Source organism: Acinetobacter sp. AG1 (genome assembly GCF_001005525.1).
GTDB lineage: Bacteria > Pseudomonadota > Gammaproteobacteria > Pseudomonadales > Moraxellaceae > Acinetobacter > Acinetobacter modestus.
Genome location: NZ_LBMZ01000112.1, coordinates 57,006 through 73,624, shown reverse-complemented (window position 1 = coordinate 73,624; position 16,619 = coordinate 57,006). Strand labels below are relative to the sequence as shown.

The following is a 16,619-nucleotide window of genomic DNA, read 5'->3' as shown; positions in this document are numbered from 1 at the left end:
CATGTCAAATCAATTGCCCGTCATCAATCTAATGGGGCCTACCGCAAGTGGTAAAACAGCATTGGCATGCGAACTCTATGAACGCGGTAATTTCGAATTGATTTCTGTGGATTCAGCTTTAGTTTATAAAGATATGGATATTGGGACTGCTAAACCCACAAAAGAAGAGCAACAACAATATCCGCATCACTTAATCGATATTATTAGTCCATTGGACGTATATTCAGCAGCACAATTTGTTGAAGATGTTTGCCCATTAATTGATGACATGCATTCACGTGGCAAAACACCAATTTTAGTGGGCGGTACAATGCTATATTTTAAATCGCTACTTGAAGGATTAGCTGATAATCTACCAAATGCGGATCAAAGTATTCGTGATGCGATTCTTGCTAAAGCTGATCTTGAAGGCTGGCAGTCTGTTTATGATGAATTGGCTTCGGTTGATCCAATTGCTGGACAAAAGTTCAAAGTTTCAGATAAACAAAGAATTATTAGAGCATTAGAAGTTTTCCGAATTACAGGTGAACCAATAACAAAACTACAGGCAGAGCAGCCTAAAAATCAACCATATCGTTACATATTTCATAATTACGCATTGATGCCAGATCGGGTAGAATTACATCAACGCATTGAGCAACGTTTAAGCAAAATGTGGAGTATTGGATTTTTAAATGAAGTAGAGGAATTAATTAGAAAATACGATTTAAATGATAATTTACCATCCATGCGGTCTGTGGGTTATCGTCAAGCTTTAGATTTTTTATTAAAAAGTGACCTAAGTCTCAAAAATAAAGTAGAAATGGAGAACAAAGCATTATTTGCGACACGGCAACTTGCCAAACGTCAATACACTTGGTTACGTTCTTTGCAAGAAATACACGATTTTAAAACTTACGTGACGATAAAGCAGGCGAAAGAAGACTTGCGAAACTTCTTTGGATAAAGCAAAATTCGCAGGCTGTCTTTTTATAATTTTTAGTTGAAAAATAAAGATAGTTTTTTTGCGCTGATTTAAAATTTTTTTGGAGTTAAAAATGTCTAAAGGTCAAACTTTACAAGATCCGTTCTTAAATTCTCTCCGTAAAGAACGTATTCCAGTTTCTATTTTCCTCGTGAACGGTATTAAATTACAGGGGCATATTGAATCTTTTGATCAATATGTAGTTTTATTAAAAAACACTGTAAGTCAAATGGTTTATAAACACGCGATTTCTACAGTTGTACCTGCACGTAACCCACGTCCAGCTGGCGCACAAGGTGCTACTGGTGGTTTCCCTGCACAAGGTTCTACTGGTGGTTTCGGTGGTCAAGGTTCTACTGGCGGCTTTGGTGGTCAAGGTGGCTTTGGCGGTCAAGGTGGTGGCTTCGGTGGTCAAGGTGGCTTCGGTGGTCAAGGTGGTGGCTTCGGTGGTCAAGGTGGCTTCGGTGGTCAAGGTGGCTTCGGCGGTCAAGGTGGCTTCGGCGGTCAAGGTGGCTTTGGTCATCAAGGTGGCTTCGATGGCGAAACTAAATTTGAAGATGGTCAAGAAGACGAAAATAATCGTTAATTGATCTATGATCTTTTAAAAAAGCCAGTCTAATAATAGACTGGCTTTTTTTTATGTTTTTACATAGCTAGAAAAAACTATGGAAATGATTGTTGCAGCTGCATGTTGTAGTGTATTGGTCTCGATTCTTTTAAAATATCTAAAAGCAAAAGGTTTTGATGTTTTTCAAATCATTGCATGGAATTATTTGAGTGCCAGTCTTTTATGCTTTTATTGGTTTAAAACCGATATTAGCCATATTTCTCTCAATAATACGCCTTGGTGGTTAATTCTTGTTTTAGGTCTATTATTACCAAGTATATTTTTATGTTTAGCCAAATCGCTACAATTCGCAGGTATCTTAAAAACTGAAATTGCCCAACGGTTAGCGGTAATATTCTCGTTATTATCAGCTTATTTTGTTTTTGGTGAGCAATTTAGCCAATTAAAATTAATTGGGGTGGTTTTCGGAGTTATTGCAATTTTAGCGATCATTATAGGACAGGCCACAGAGCAGGCAAGTAAAGGCATGAGCTTAAAATCAGCCTTATTTTTGTTTAGTGTTTGGGCGGGTTATGCAGCTATTGATGTATTACTAAAATATAGCAGTAGTTTAGGTTTACAGTTTGCGGTCACGCTAAATTTAACTTTTATTACAGCCTTTATTTTATCTATCACTTATATCGCCATTACCCAACCGAACTGGCAACCTAAAAACATTTTTATGGGATTATGTTTGGGTGTACTGAACTTTGCCAATATTGCTTTGTATGTTAAAGCACATATGATTTTCAAAGAAACCCCAGCCATTGTCTTTGCTGGCATGAATATCTTGGTAGTGGTATTGGGTGTACTCAGTGGCGTGGTGTTATTTAAAGAATGTTTAAAAGCTTATACCTGGATTGGATTAATCAGTGGTATTGTTGCAGTCATGTTATTGGCTAAAGCAATGATGAATTAAAACAATGGGAGTAAATTGAGTCACTCCCATTGGATGAATGATTATTACAAACGTGTAAAAACAACCTCATCAGATAGTCGTGATTTAGGTAATTTGGCATTAAAGTCATTTTCGCTACGATAGCCGAGTGAAACAATAACAGATGCTTTTAAGCCTTTTTCAGTTAAATCGAATTCTTTATTGATTAAATCTCTGTCAAATCCTTCCATTGGTGTTGCGTCAATGCCTTCTAAGCCTGCTGCAAAAAGGAGTTGTCCAAGTGCAAGGTAAGTTTGATTTTCCATCCAAGCAGGGAGGTTTTTTAATTCATTACGATAGAATTCAACATAACCTTGGCGAGTATCTCGTTGACCTTGTTTAGCTTTCTCATCTTTAAAACGACCACTGACATCATCTTGTTGTAATAGTTGTTCTAAGTATTCAGCAGAAATATCAGTACGCGTGCAAAATACTAAGGTGTGGGAAGAGTTTAGAACTTTAGCCGCGTTATAGATGTAATTGCCTGTTAAAGCTGATGCGATACGTTGTTTGGCCTCATCTGTTTCAGCAATTAAAAAATGCCAAGGTTGAATATTTACTGAAGAAGGGCTGAAACGTAAAATTTCGAGTAGTTTTTCAAATTGTGCTTGAGGAATTTTTTTCTCTGCATCATAAGCTTTTGTGGCATAACGTGTTTTTGCTGTAGCTAAAGTATCCATCCGTCATTAACTCGATTTAAAAATTTAATTTATTCTACTTGATCTAAATTTCACTGAAAGTAGCTAAATGTGATTTCTATATAGATTTAAGTCGTATGTGAGTGAGTTAAAGTGTTTAAAGCTTTGATAAAGTGTAAGGAGTTAAAGCTGATAAATGTTTTATAAAATTATTGGATTAAAAGAAGGTAAGGAATGAGTAGAGCTGCAAAAATGATTAATAAAACCACTGTTTAAAGTCTAATTGATAATCTTCTTGCTCATTAAGTTCTAAAATCCAAGCTGAATTTTCTCGCCAATCACCTAAAACAATACGTTGCTTATTCAATACTTGATGAATTTCAGGACGATGGGTATGACCATGAATTAAATAATCGACTTGAGTGATTACATTTTCGACGGCTTGTTCATTCACATCCATGATGTCATAGCTTTTTAGTTGTTTGGTTTCACTACTCTTTTTCCGAAAACCATTTGCAAGTTTTTGCCTGAAACTTAGAGGGGTTCGCTTTATCAGCCCTAATAGAACAGGATTACGAATCACTTTACGAAAACGTTGATAGGCAACATCGTCAGTACAGAGTGCATCGCCATGTTCCAAACGGAAGGTATGTTGCTGAATCTGTAGGCTATAAACGTTTGGCAATAGAATACCGTTAAATTGCTTTAAGAATTTTTGACCTAAGGCGAAATCACGATTGCCTACTTGGAAATATACTTGGTTATTTGCTTTGGTAAATCGTTGTAAGGCACTGACAATTTCATCTAACCATGAGGCGGTGTAATCGTCACCAATCCAAGCATTAAACCAATCACCTAAAATATAGAGTTGAGTGTTTTTGTCTTGATATTGTTTCAATAAAGCCAAAAACCCTCGAACGAGTCGAGGGTGATCAGGTGACAAATGTAGATCTGAAATAAACAGATAAGTCACAAAGAATCCTGTCGGATAAAATTATTCAGAGATAATTTTAGCAGATTCGATCACAACGTTCTCTAAAGGAACATCTGCATGGTAACCACGGTTACCTGTACGTACGCCTTTAATCGCTTCTACGATATCAAGACCTTCAACAACTTTACCAAATACTGCATAACCCCAGCCTTGTGCTGTTTTACCAGTATGGTTTAAGAAAGAGTTGTTTTTAACATTGATAAAGAATTGAGCAGATGCTGAGTGCGGAGCTTGAGTGCGCGCCATTGCAATTGTGCCTTCATCGTTGCTTAAGCCGTTATCAGCTTCGTTTTCGATTGAATCACGTGTTGCTTTTTCTTTGAAGTTTTCATCCATGCCACCGCCTTGGATCATGAAACCATCAATCACGCGGTGGAAAATTACGCCGTCATAGAAACCGTCACGTACATATTCTAAGAAATTTGCAACCGTTTTTGGTGCTTTTTCAGCGTTAAGCTCAAGAACAATACGACCTTTGTTGGTGTTTAATTCGACTTGAGGAAAACTCATTACATTAATCTCCTAAACATGGGCAAATTGACCATGGGTTTTTGGTTGAGAGAAGCATAAGCAAACTGTAAACTACAAGGCAAGTAAAAAACGTTAAAATCTTTCATAAATAGTAAAGATTGCGTTTTTATTTCCCATTTTTAACTGTAAGAAGTGATTTACACCCTATGAAGCCAAATGATGTTGTTTCTGAACTGCCAAAGACCCCGACGCCGAATACTCATGCCTCTGTCGATGCCGCGCAGCAAGAACAACAGGCAGGCTTAGATTTTGTTCGTCAAGTGATTACCGACGATCTTAAAGAAGGGCGTACCCAAAAAGTAGTAACACGTTTTCCACCTGAGCCAAATGGTTATCTTCATATTGGTCATGTCAAAGCAATTTGTTTGAACTTTGGTATTGCTGAAGAATTTGATGGTCTATGTAATTTACGTTTTGATGATACAAACCCAGATGCCGAAGAACAAGAATATGTTGATGGTATTGCCAACGATGTGAAATGGTTAGGTTTTAACTGGAATGGTGAGCCTCGCTATGCTTCAGGTTATTTTGATCAACTTTATACATGGGCTGTTCAATTAATTGAACAAGGAGATGCTTATGTTGATTTGCAAACCCCAGAAGAAATTAAGCTGAACCGCGGTAATTTCGTTGAACCTGGTAAAAATTCTCCATACCGTGATGCAACGGTTGCCGATAACCTAGCGCGCTTTGAACAAATGCGTAATGGTGAAATTCAGGAAGGCGGTGCTGTTCTACGTGCCAAAATTGATATGGCCAGCCCGAACGTACATATGCGTGATCCGATTCTTTATCGCGTATTGCATTCAGAACATCACCAAACCGGTGATAAATGGAAAATGTACCCAATGTATGACTATGCGCATCCATTGTCAGATGCAATTGAAGGTATTACCCATTCACTCTGTACTTTAGAATTCCAAGATCATCGTCCATTCTATGACTGGATTGTAGAAAAAGTTCACTCGCAGGCTGTACCACGTCAGTACGAATCTTCACGTTTAAATATCGATTACACCATTACTTCTAAACGTAAATTACGTAAGTTGGTTGAAGGCAATCATGTACAGGGTTGGGATGATCCGCGTATGCCAACAGTCGTTGGAATGCGTCGCCGTGGCTTTACCGCAGAAGGTTTACGCGATTTCTGTAAACGTGTTGGTGTCTCGAAAACTGATGGTATTGTGGATGTGGCAATGCTTGAGTTCTGTATCCGTCAGTCTTTGGAAAATGCCGCAGCGCGTGGTATGGCAGTATTGAACCCATTAAAAGTAACCTTGACCAATTTACCTGAAGAATTAGATTTAACTCATGCACGTCATCCAAATGTGGATATGGGCGAACGTATCATTCCTTTAACACGTGAACTTTATATTGATCGTAAAGATTTTGAAGAAGTACCACCAAAAGGCTTTAAGCGTCTGATTCCAGATGGTGAAGTGCGTTTACGTCATGCTTATGTGATCAAATGTGATGAAGTGATTAAAAATGCTCATGGTGAGGTGATTGAACTTAAATGTTCAATTGACCCTGAAACTTTAGGTAAAAACCCTGAAGGTCGTAAGGTAAAAGGTGTGATTCATTGGGTTTCTGCGACCAAAGGTGTACCTGCGGAAGTTCGTATTTACGATCGTCTATTTACAGAAGCTGCACCAGACGCAGATGATGATTTCTTGGCAAATCTAAATCCTGAATCATTAAAAGTCGTTCAAGCAGTGATTGAGCCTGCTTTGGCACAAGCGAAACCTGAAGATCGTTTCCAGTTTGAACGTGAGGGTTACTTTGTTGCGGATCAACATGATCATCAAGCTGAAAAACCAGTGTTTAACCGTATTCTAGATCTAAAAGATAGCTTTAAAGTAGAGAAGAAATAACCTTTAGGTGAATTTGAATTCTTTTTAGCTCGACGAATTTAGTTTAGACATGAAAAAGCCCAATTTAAAATTGGGCTTTTTTTATTATATTATGGATTTATGTGATAGAAATAAATAATCATTGAAATAAGTAAAGCCGTCGACATGAATAAATAAGTATTGATTGAGTGAAAACTTTTTATTAACTTGATCATATTTTTATTCCAACTAAAAGAGTATGAATGAATAATGTTATTTTATTGTTTTTTTAGAAAATAGCTTGCGAGTAGTGTCGTTACTTATTGGTCTTAATGTTTGTTTCTGTAATAAAATTTTAATAAGTGTAATATTCTATTTTTCAAATAACTAATTTAAGTTAGGCAAATAGTATGTCTAAATTTATCATAAACATACTATTTTTGAGTCATTAATTCAATCATTAAGTTTTTCTAAAAAAACTTCAATAATTGCCCTACATTTACTTTCTAATTGTTCAGCATAATCTAAATTAGCTTGTCTTAATTGAGGAATGGACAAACCTGCATGACGTATCTCACAAGTATGACCAATCAACCATTTTTCAAAACTGTGCTGAGTAATTTCAAGATGGAATTGTAAAGCTAGAATATTATTTCCCACAGCGAATGCCTGATTTGGATAAATTTCTGAGCTAGCGAGTAAAGTTGCTTGTGATGGTAAATCGAAAGTATCACCATGCCAGTGTAAGACATGAATATTTTCTAATGCTGATAATGAATTTTGATCAACATTTTTTATTTCTAATGGGCTCCAACCAATTTCTTTTTGATGACCTGCGTAGACTTTTGCACCTAATGCGTGTGCAATCAATTGTGCGCCCAAACAAATACCAATAGTTGGTTTATTCGCATTCAAGCGTTGCTTGAGGCCTTCAATTTCTTCTATAAGAAAAGGGTAGTCTTCAGTTTCATAAACACCAATTGGTCCACCAAGAATAATGGTAAGACCTTCATAATTTAAAGCGGGTTTAAGATCATCTACACCTGCTTCGAAATAACGAACACGGAAACCGAGTTGATAAAAAATATCTTCTAATGAACCTAAATCTTCAAAGGCAAGATGCTGAATTGCATAAACTGTTTTAGGTAAAGAAATTGAAGTATTCATAATCTGTGTGATCACTATAAATAGAGCTTAGTTAAGGCATTTTTTGTTCAAGCCAAGAAAATAAATCCTGATAGACTTTCTCTCGTACAGGTGGTGCAGATAAGACCAAATCATGTAAGCCATTTTTGATTGCTAAGGTTTGTACATCACCTTTCATTTTCTTCGCATTGTGAGTCATATCTTTGACATCTAAAATCACATCACTTTGCTGTGCGTCAACACCCCATTTTTTTGGATATTTGGATTGGTGTGAATGCATAATCAAGGTTGGAATATTTAAAGTAATACCGCGATGGATTTCTTTTTGTGCTTCATGTATTGCATGTACAAAGCATAAGTCTACAAAAGGCATTGATTTAGGTTTCCACTCTAAATTGAAAGTCCATTCGCCATAAAATGCTTTATGTAGGCTTGGTGTATACCATTGATTTAAGCCACTTGGGAATTTTGCATTTGGTAAACGTTTGCCAACTTCACTTAATAAGGGAATACCAACTTTTTTCTCTATTACACTTTTATAGAAATCGTAAAATGGACTGTTGGTCCATAAAGCTTTAATGAGTCGATGGTCTGGATAGTGTGCGGCATAAAGTGTAGTAATTAAACCGCCTGTAGAATGTCCTGCAAGTAAAACTTGGTTATGGTTTTCTTGACCAATAATTTCTAGTGCTTTACTGATTTCAGCATCATATTCACGTAAGTCGAGTAGATAATAAAACTTCTGATGCGGTAATTTTGAGCGACCATATTTTCTGAGATCGAGAGCATAAAAATCATAACCATGCTGGTTAAATTGCTCTGCCATTTCTGTTTGAAAGAAGTAATCACAGAAACCGTGGATATATAGAACTGCTTTCTTGGTAGCTTGAGCTGCTTTCTTGCGAACTAATGTTGCAACGACTTTACCATCATAATCATCAGCAAAATTTAAAGTGAGTTGCTGATAATCTTCTCCTAGTATATCTGTTTGATATTTATATGAATTTGAGCTGTTCATTTTTATATCTAATCTGAATTAATTAAGAAACACATTAAATGAAAATGTTTGGATGTCAATGTAAAAATGAGATACAAACAGTTCTCAAAATCAGTTTGAGTTTTTACTTTTACAAAAAAATCGTTAAGCTATGTGCTGTTGTTTTTGACTGAAGAAATTATGAAACAAGAGACTGCACTGAAGTTACTTAAAGCTGGGGAAAATGTTTTTTTAACAGGTTCCGCGGGTGCAGGAAAAACCTATACGCTTAATCAATATATTCACTATCTTAAAGCGCGAAAAGTCCCCGTTGCGATTACGGCTTCTACGGGGATCGCGGCTACGCATATGAATGGAATGACCATTCATACATGGGCAGGGATTGGGATTAAAGATCGTTTGAATGATGATGATCTGAAGCGTATGAAAGAGCGTAAATATTTAAAAGAGCATTTAGAAAATGCCCAAGTCTTGATTATTGATGAAATTTCAATGCTGCATGCCAAACAGCTCAATTTAGTCAATCAGGTACTTAAATACTTTAAAGAAAGTGATGAAGCTTTTGGTGGAATTCAAGTCATTGTTGCAGGTGATTTTTTTCAGTTACCACCAGTCGGTAAGAAGGATGAAAGCAATCGAGATAAATTTTGCTTCATGTCTGAGGCTTGGGTTGAAGCAAAATTCCGAGTTTGCTATTTGACTGAGCAACACCGTCAGGATGATGAAATTTTAAATCAGATATTAAATGCGATTCGAGCACAGAGCATTCAGCAGAATCATATTTTTGCATTACAACAATCACGTCAGCATGATATTGGTGAAACCTTTACCCGTTTATACACACATAATATGGATGTGGATAACATCAATTATCAGCATCTGAACGAAATTGAGAATGAAAGTCATCAATTTAATGCTGTTTTAGATGGTAATGAAAAATTGATCGAAACACTGAAGTCCTCAGTACGCGCACCTGAAGAATTGACCCTTAAAAAGCATGCCAAAGTGATGTTTGTCAAAAATAACTTTGATATGGGGTATATCAATGGCAGTTTAGGCGAAGTGATTGGTTTTGAGGAAGATGATAAACAAGGGATTTTACCAAAAGTCAAATTGACAGATGGAACGACATTACTTGTTGAGCCAGAAACATGGTCAATTGAAAATGAAGCAGGCAAGGTAATTGCAAGTTATCAGCAAATTCCTTTACGTTTGGCGTGGGCGATTACCATTCATAAAAGTCAGGGTATGACTTTAGAAGCAGCAGAAATTAATTTAACGCATACTTTTGAAAAAGGTCAGGGCTATGTCGCTTTGTCTCGATTAAAGTCACTGACTGGACTGAAATTGCTTGGGTTTAATGAACAAGCATTAGAGTTGGATAGTTTAGCAATTAAAGCAGACCGCCGTTTTCAGGAATTATCGACTGAAGCAGAAGTGAACTTTGAAAATATTGATCTAACGCCACAGCATAATGCCTTTATTCGTCATTGTGGCGGTACGCTGAATGCAACTGAAATTGCACGTAATGAGAAAAAACTTTCGAAAGGTGAAAAACAAAATTATGCAGCAGCGACTTTAGAGGAAACGCGTGCTTTATTTGAAGATGGATATGAAATTGAAGATATTGCCCATGAGCGAGGGCTAACGCCTGCAACGATTATTAACCATCTCGCGCGATTGCATAAAGAACAAGGATTAGATATTTCCATTGCTAATCCTGGTGATGAAGTCGTTGAAGAAGTTCGTAAGATTTATAAACGGTTACACAAACGTAAAAATCCTGAGCATTTTACCGATGATGGTTCAATTAAGTTACGTCCAATTGTGGAAGCTACAAGTCCGCGTATGGCTTATGATCAAGTCCGTTTAGCATTACTGTTTATCGAATAAGGGATTTAAATGCCTCATCTGATTGCAAATTATTCAGCAAATTTAGCTGATCTTGATCAGCAAAAACTTCTTAAGCTAGTCAATACAGTATTGGTTGAGACTGGATTATTTAGTGCCTATGATATTAAGTCGCGCATTTTTAAAGATGAGGTGTTTTTGATTGGGTTGGAGGATCATCAAGAAGCTTATGTTCATCTAAAACTTTATATTTTGAGTGGACGAACTCAAGTTCAGAAGCAAGCAGCAGGTGAGGCATTACTCCGATTGTTAGAACAAAAAGGTTATCTAAAAAATGAGGCTGAATATTCAATTCAATTATGTGTTGAAGTCATTGATATGCCAAAAGAGAATTATTTTAAGGCAACGGTCTAATTTGATTTGAAAATCCGCAATTCTGATCAAGTTTACAGGATATGAATCTGGCAAATTAGCTTTCATCAAATGAATTGAGTTAAATGTATGTCGCTATATGATCAGAAGTTGCAACGTGTATGTGAGTACATCCAGCAACATCTAGATGATGAGCTGGATCTGAATACGTTGAGTCAAGTTGCATCACTATCTAAATTTCATTTTCATCGCATTTTTGTAGCGAATACAGGTGTGAATCTGATGAAGTTTATTCAGTTGTGTCGTTTAAAACGAGCATCATTTCAACTTGCATTTTCTACTGATACTAAAATTATTGATATTGCTTTACAGTCTGGTTTTGATAGCCCTGAAGCATTTAGCCGCGCATTTAAACGTTCATTTGATCAAACCCCAAGTGCTTTTAGAGAACAGCCGCATTGGTCGTCTTGGCATGAAAGGTTTGTTTTTTCTTTACCTCCGAGAGAAATCATGATGAACGTTAATATAGTAGAAAGAGCAGAAGAGAAAATCGCATTTATTTCTCATCACGGCGCACCAGAACGTGTATTTGAAACGGCAGCACAATTTATTCAGTGGCGCAAAGAAACGGGATTATCTCCTATAACAAAAAGCCGCACCTACGGTATTCCATTTTCTGACCCTGAACAGACTTTAAGTGATGAATTCCGTTTTGATATTGCTGGAACAATCACAGCGGATATCCCTCAAAATACTTATGGTGTAACCACAGGTACACTTCCCAAAGGCAACTATGCCGTGATTCGGCATTTGGGTAGTCACGATCATATTAAAGACAGTGTTTACTATCTATATCGGGACTGGTTACCACAATCAGCGCGTGAAGTAGGGGATTTTCCCGTCTTTTTTCACTATCACAACTTTGTTCATGATGTAGATGAATGTGATTTGATCACAGACATTTATTTATTACTGAAATAGGGTTTAAGCTCTGCAAATAAGCAGAGCTGAATTATAAAATTTCAATGTCTACATATTGCTGAATTAAATTATCATCGAGCATATGAATATAATCTAAAAAAGCAACATTAAAGCTTCCAACTGTTTGAGCATGGTCATATGCCAGTTTGCCTGCAATAGCAAAATGAATATGTGCAGCAAGCGCCGCAATGGTTGAATTTGTTACTGCATGATAAGCGGCGGTTAATGCACCTAGAGCGCATCCTGTTGCAGTAATTTTAGGCTGTAAATGGCAACCACCATTTACTTTGATTACCATATCCAATTGTTTGGAAATGATATAGTCAGATTCACCAGAAATCGCAACACACTCAGTATGCTGTAGCAAGCTTTTTGCTTGAGCATAAACATCATGGCTATTTAATGTGCTATCAACACCTTTAGATTGAACTTGACTACCTGCTAAAGTACTTATTTCAGAGGCATTGCCGCGGATAATGGTGGGTTGAAACTTGAGTAATTGATTAACACTTTCACTACGCCATTTCAGGATTGCTCCATAGCCAACAGGATCGAGTACCCATGGTCTTTGTTGCTGTTGTGCTGTTTCAGCAGAAATGAGCATCGCTTGAGTTTGTTCAGTCGTCGGTGTACCAATGTTGATGCTTAAAGCTGCACAAATTTTTGTAAAATCTGCTGCTTCAAATGGGTTGTCGATCATTGCGGGCGATGCACCAGCTGCAAGTAAGATATTTGCGACGTAATTATTGGCGACACTATTGGTAATACATTGTACCAATGGGGCTTGTTGCTGAAGAGCTTGCCAAGCTTCAATCACTTGTTCAATGAGTTGTTGTTTTTGTGACATTCATCACCCCTTAAAAATTTTAAAAAATAATAGTTTAACGCGTAAAGTAGTGGTCTTGATGCTTACATCGACGACAAATCAATGATACATAGTCTGTAGCATCATAATCGACTACAAGATCATTTGAACCGCAATACATGCAACGCTTTACTGCATAAAAATTTAAACGAGGTTCGATCTTGCGCCAAGATTTCCAGACAGGCTGAATAAAAACACTCTCGTCATAACCCAAAAATTTAAATAATAATACTTCGCTCATTTTACTAAATGGAATGGTGTATGGTCTTGGTAGTGTAGTGGTTTCCCAACGTTCAGCCAAAGCGCGTTCACGATATTGTTCTAATGTCTTTTTGAGTAAGTTTGTATTAATAAATTTATCGTTTCTTGGCTGCAATGCTTTTTGCTTATAGAGGTACTCTAACGCAGTTTGAATTAAGTAAAAAATTTGACCCACTGCGAGTCCTTCCATCAAGCGATAGCAAAAGGCCTGAAAGGAGCGATTACCTGCAATTTGAATTCCCCAAGTTCTACAATAAAACTGCATGAACTGTACGATTTCTTGATAAAGAATCGAATATAAAGCATCTTTAACTTCATCTGTCGTTTTGAAGGGAATACCTAAACTTAGATTCTCATAAAACCAATGGCGCAATTGTTGGGTTACACTAAATAGACTCGGATCAGAATAACCATCAAGCCGAAGATTAAGATAAAAATGTTCTGTTTCTAGGCTCGAATCTTGTGATTTAAATATGCCTAATTTGAGTAACTCTTGAACGAGTTGATTTTGAAATAAATAATTGGGGGTGAAATCATGATATTTAATGTTCTTCCAGTGGATTAATTCATCATGCTGTACATCTTCACGAGCATAACTGTCCAACAAACTTAGTAAAAATAATTTATGCATAAAGCTGAGTTGATTCAGGCTATAAATCACTTCATCTTTGACTTTGTATTTACGTTGTTCTTGTAAAATGGTTTGTTGAGTTTGTTTTTTGCGCTGAGCGGTGCATTGGGCACAATGGCAATTCAGTTTGCTGTCACTTTTAAATACACGATGTTGGCAATGACTACATTCATGAAATTGGAATTCTTGCGAGTATTGCTCAGCTTCAATCCAGAACATGGATGCTTGGCACAATGGACAATGGCTACTTTCATCTAGCTGTTTTTGCAGAATCTGTAAATCCATTGACAATAAACCTATATAACCACGAAATGAAAGGATTATACATTGCTCGTGCTCGGAGTGAGAAAAAGATTATTTGCACTGAAAAAGTAGTTTTGTATTGAGATTTAATCCACTGAATTTTATATAAAAGCTAAGCAGGTGGCTTATCCATTTTTTAAAATATGGTAAATTTCTATCCCAATTAAAAGATGTTATTAAGTTTGTTTATAGAAGTAGAAAGGGATAAGGATGAATAATCAAATATTGTTGAAATGCTCTATTGCATTAATTGCTTGTTTTACAAGTATTCTCTCATATGCAAGTACAATTGAAGGCTATTGGCGCAGTATTGATGATCGGACAGGCGAACAACTGACCATCATTGAAATTAAGAAAGCAGCGGATAACACTTATCGCGGAAAAATCGTTTATATCTATCCGAATGCGCAAGGGGCGATTGTAACACATTGTGTTAACTGTCCACCGCCATATACAGGAAAGCCACGTTTAGGTTTAGAAGTTTTAACTGGTTTGGTTGAAGACCCCAATAAAGCAAATAGTTTTATTAATGGGCGCATCTTAGAGAGCAAAACTGGAAAAGTGTACAAAGGTAAAGCTCGATTAAATGCAGATGGTAAGCATTTAAATATGCGCGGTTATGTTGGAATTTCGGCTTTGGGTAGAAATACGGTTTGGATACGTACAGATAGTGCGAACCCGTAATCATTTCTTTTTTAATATGTGAGTTGCTTAAAATTCATTGTGATTTTAAGCAATTAAATATCCATTCGTCTTGTTGACTGTCTAAGAACATTGGAATAAAAATGTATATCAGATGGATCTATTTTGCATTAGGGAGCAGATTATGCAAAAAAACTCACTCATGAAAGGACTCGTGGGAATTTCATTTGCCCTATTCGCAACTGCTAATTTCGCGGCGACACCTGAAGGCTTTTGGAAAAGTATTGATGACCGTACGGGTGAACAGCTTTCAATCGTAGAAATTAAAAAGAAACCTGATAATACTTATACAGGAACAATTGTATATCGTTACCCAGTACCGGGTGGTGGTACGGTATTGACTAATTGTGTCAAATGTCCTGAGCCTTTCAAAAACAAACCTATTTTAGGACTTCAGATCGCATCAGGTTTGAGAGAAGATCCTAAAAATCCAAACCATTATATTGACGGAAAAGTACTCGAACCTAAAACGGGTAATGTTTATAAAGGCAAAGCTCAGTTAAGTGCTGATGGTAAACGTTTACGCATGCGTGGATATATGGGGATCTCTGCTTTAGGTCGTACCCAAGTTTGGATTAGGACTGACAGTGCCAATCCTTAACCCTGTTGAACAAATAAATATGGTTCAATATCAGGGTTTATATCTTAATGAGTTCATGTCTAATCGTATTTTAGCCATTTTATGAATTCATTTATGTAGATCAGTTTCAATGCTTTGATATTGAATCAGAGAGGTTTTTTTATGCTCTATCCTAAGAGATCGAGCATAAAAAGGATTTTCCTTATTCAAAACGTTGAGGCTTATATGTATAAAAATTCATTAAAGAAATGCCTAATCGGAATGGCATTGGTTATTACAAGTGTTGGTAGTTATGCAAGTTCAATCGAGGGTTACTGGAAAAGTATAGATGATCGTACGGGTGAGCAGCTTTCAATTGTCGAAATTAGAAAAGGCACTGACGGTTATTATCATGGCAAAATTGTCTATCGTTACCCCAACGCACACGGTATTAAGTTAGCCAATTGTGTTAAATGCCCTGAGCCATATACCAATCATCCAATCCTTGGCTTAGAAATCTTATCAAAGCTCAAAGATAACCCTGAAAATCCAGATGCGTATATTGATGGTAGAATAATGGAACCTACCAGTGGTCGGATCTACAAGGGCAAGGCACTTGTAACGAGTGATGGTAAGCGCTTACGGATGCGTGGCTATATGGGGATCTCGGCTTTAGGGCGGACCGTGGTTTGGCTAAGAACGGATCATGCCAATCCTTAAAAATCTTGTAAATTGAGAGAAATGTGAAGAATCTATTTTGTATTTAAAAAATAATGTTATTGATTACATGAATTATATCAGTTAGATAAGTTGTTTTTTAAGCAAAAGAACGCACCAGTAGAGTGAAAGTTCTAATGAAGTGTGATAAGTTTCAATAATTAAACCTATAAAGATGAATGGGTTAGTTTTTAAAAGACGGGGTTAGTATGCTAAATCAAATATTCATGAAGGGATTCATGGGGCTTTCTATTGCTTTTTTAAGCATGACGACCTATTCCGCTTCAATCGAAGGTTATTGGAAAAGTATTGAAGAACGTACAGGTGAACAGCTTTCAATTGTCGAGATTCGTAAAGGATCAGATGGTCGCTTTCACGGTAAAATTGTTTATCGCTATCCTAACGCTCGTGGTTTTTCATTGACTAACTGCATCAAATGCGCAGCGCCAAATACAAATAAGCCATTGCTTGGTTTAGAAATTTTATCAGGTTTTAGAGAAGATCCAGATAAACCAGATGCCTATATCGATGGTCGAGTATTAGAAGCGAGCAGTGGTAAAGTTTATAAAGGTAAAGCGGTCGTAACTGGTGAAGGTAAACGTTTACGTATGCGAGGTTATATGGGCGTTTCTGCCTTAGGCCGTACAGTCGTCTGGTTACGAACAGATAGTGCAAATCCTTAATTATTGTAATAAAAAAACCTCGAAAATATTTCGAGGTTTTTTATTAAA

General features: G+C 36.7%; 18 protein-coding genes. 11 read left to right on the top strand and 7 right to left on the bottom strand.

Features of this window, described 5'->3' with window-relative positions:
* Nucleotide 1 precedes the first annotated feature (1 nt).
* The 3 genes from miaA (at nt 2) to AAV96_RS10145 (ending at nt 2,490) form a co-directional block, all read left to right on the top strand.
* Entirely contained in the window at nt 2–946 is a 945-nt protein-coding gene (miaA, locus tag AAV96_RS10155; protein WP_046739227.1) for a tRNA (adenosine(37)-N6)-dimethylallyltransferase MiaA, read from the top strand.
* A 91-nt stretch (nt 947–1,037) separates the two neighbouring features.
* Nucleotides 1,038–1,550: an RNA chaperone Hfq gene (gene hfq, locus AAV96_RS10150; protein WP_004661396.1), complete on the top strand. Its 513-nt coding sequence runs from the start codon at nt 1,038–1,040 to the stop codon at nt 1,548–1,550.
* Between the two features lie 79 nt (nt 1,551–1,629).
* Complete coding sequence (locus AAV96_RS10145) at nt 1,630–2,490, top strand: EamA family transporter (RefSeq protein ID WP_046739226.1); 861 nt, start codon at nt 1,630–1,632, stop codon at nt 2,488–2,490.
* A gap of 44 nt (nt 2,491–2,534) precedes the next feature.
* Here AAV96_RS10145 and nfsB read toward each other — a convergent pair whose 3' ends face one another.
* The 3 genes from nfsB to AAV96_RS10130 all read right to left on the bottom strand — a co-directional run bounded on the left by nfsB (nt 2,535) and on the right by AAV96_RS10130 (nt 4,650).
* Nucleotides 2,535–3,188 carry an oxygen-insensitive NAD(P)H nitroreductase gene (nfsB, locus tag AAV96_RS10140; protein ID WP_046739225.1) on the bottom strand — a complete coding sequence of 218 codons (654 nt, stop codon included), beginning with the start codon at nt 3,186–3,188 and terminating at the stop codon, nt 2,535–2,537.
* A gap of 214 nt (nt 3,189–3,402) precedes the next feature.
* Nucleotides 3,403–4,119, bottom strand: coding sequence for a UDP-2,3-diacylglucosamine diphosphatase (locus AAV96_RS10135; RefSeq protein ID WP_046739224.1), 717 nt, complete (start codon nt 4,117–4,119; stop codon nt 3,403–3,405).
* Nucleotides 4,120–4,140: 21 nt separating this feature from the next.
* A complete protein-coding gene (locus AAV96_RS10130; protein ID WP_004661403.1) occupies nt 4,141–4,650 on the bottom strand; it encodes a peptidylprolyl isomerase in 510 nt (169 codons plus the stop codon).
* A gap of 167 nt (nt 4,651–4,817) precedes the next feature.
* Here AAV96_RS10130 and AAV96_RS10125 point away from each other — a divergent pair, with 167 nt between their 5' ends.
* Nucleotides 4,818–6,545 (top strand): glutamine--tRNA ligase/YqeY domain fusion protein, encoded by a 1,728-nt coding sequence (locus AAV96_RS10125; RefSeq protein ID WP_046739223.1) that lies wholly within the window; start codon nt 4,818–4,820, stop codon nt 6,543–6,545.
* Nucleotides 6,546–6,956: 411 nt separating this feature from the next.
* On the opposite strand, the gene AAV96_RS10120 is transcribed toward AAV96_RS10125, so the two are convergent.
* Nucleotides 6,957–7,670, bottom strand: a complete 714-nt coding sequence (locus AAV96_RS10120) for a glutamine amidotransferase (RefSeq protein ID WP_046739222.1) — start codon at nt 7,668–7,670, stop codon at nt 6,957–6,959.
* Between the two features lie 31 nt (nt 7,671–7,701).
* On the bottom strand, nt 7,702–8,667 hold the full coding sequence (locus tag AAV96_RS10115) for an alpha/beta hydrolase (RefSeq protein WP_046739221.1): 966 nt from the start codon (nt 8,665–8,667) through the stop codon (nt 7,702–7,704).
* Nucleotides 8,668–8,826: 159 nt separating this feature from the next.
* Between AAV96_RS10115 and AAV96_RS10110 the strand changes: the two genes are divergently transcribed.
* The 3 genes from AAV96_RS10110 (at nt 8,827) to AAV96_RS10100 (ending at nt 11,850) form a co-directional block, all read left to right on the top strand.
* A complete protein-coding gene (locus tag AAV96_RS10110; RefSeq protein ID WP_046739245.1) occupies nt 8,827–10,539 on the top strand; it encodes an AAA family ATPase in 1,713 nt (570 codons plus the stop codon).
* Nucleotides 10,540–10,548: 9 nt separating this feature from the next.
* Nucleotides 10,549–10,911 carry a 5-carboxymethyl-2-hydroxymuconate Delta-isomerase gene (locus tag AAV96_RS10105; protein ID WP_046739220.1) on the top strand — a complete coding sequence of 121 codons (363 nt, stop codon included), beginning with the start codon at nt 10,549–10,551 and terminating at the stop codon, nt 10,909–10,911.
* Between the two features lie 87 nt (nt 10,912–10,998).
* Entirely contained in the window at nt 10,999–11,850 is an 852-nt protein-coding gene (locus AAV96_RS10100) for an AraC family transcriptional regulator (protein ID WP_046739219.1), read from the top strand.
* Between the two features lie 31 nt (nt 11,851–11,881).
* On the opposite strand, the gene thiM is transcribed toward AAV96_RS10100, so the two are convergent.
* Nucleotides 11,882–12,697, bottom strand: coding sequence for a hydroxyethylthiazole kinase (thiM, locus tag AAV96_RS10095; RefSeq protein ID WP_046739218.1), 816 nt, complete (start codon nt 12,695–12,697; stop codon nt 11,882–11,884).
* Nucleotides 12,698–12,731: 34 nt separating this feature from the next.
* Nucleotides 12,732–13,892 carry a hypothetical protein gene (locus AAV96_RS10090; protein WP_046739217.1) on the bottom strand — a complete coding sequence of 387 codons (1,161 nt, stop codon included), beginning with the start codon at nt 13,890–13,892 and terminating at the stop codon, nt 12,732–12,734.
* Nucleotides 13,893–14,120: 228 nt separating this feature from the next.
* Between AAV96_RS10090 and AAV96_RS10085 the strand changes: the two genes are divergently transcribed.
* The 4 genes from AAV96_RS10085 (at nt 14,121) to AAV96_RS10070 (ending at nt 16,571) form a co-directional block, all read left to right on the top strand.
* Entirely contained in the window at nt 14,121–14,594 is a 474-nt protein-coding gene (locus tag AAV96_RS10085; protein ID WP_046739216.1) for a DUF2147 domain-containing protein, read from the top strand.
* 142 nt (nt 14,595–14,736) lie between these two features.
* The gene (locus AAV96_RS10080; RefSeq protein WP_004661419.1) at nt 14,737–15,213 is read left to right on the top strand and encodes a DUF2147 domain-containing protein; all 477 of its coding nucleotides are present in this window, start codon (nt 14,737–14,739) and stop codon (nt 15,211–15,213) included.
* A 240-nt stretch (nt 15,214–15,453) separates the two neighbouring features.
* Nucleotides 15,454–15,891, top strand: coding sequence for a DUF2147 domain-containing protein (locus AAV96_RS10075; RefSeq protein ID WP_227505845.1), 438 nt, complete (start codon nt 15,454–15,456; stop codon nt 15,889–15,891).
* Between the two features lie 206 nt (nt 15,892–16,097).
* A complete protein-coding gene (locus tag AAV96_RS10070) occupies nt 16,098–16,571 on the top strand; it encodes a DUF2147 domain-containing protein (protein ID WP_034601217.1) in 474 nt (157 codons plus the stop codon).
* Nucleotides 16,572–16,619 lie beyond the last annotated feature (48 nt).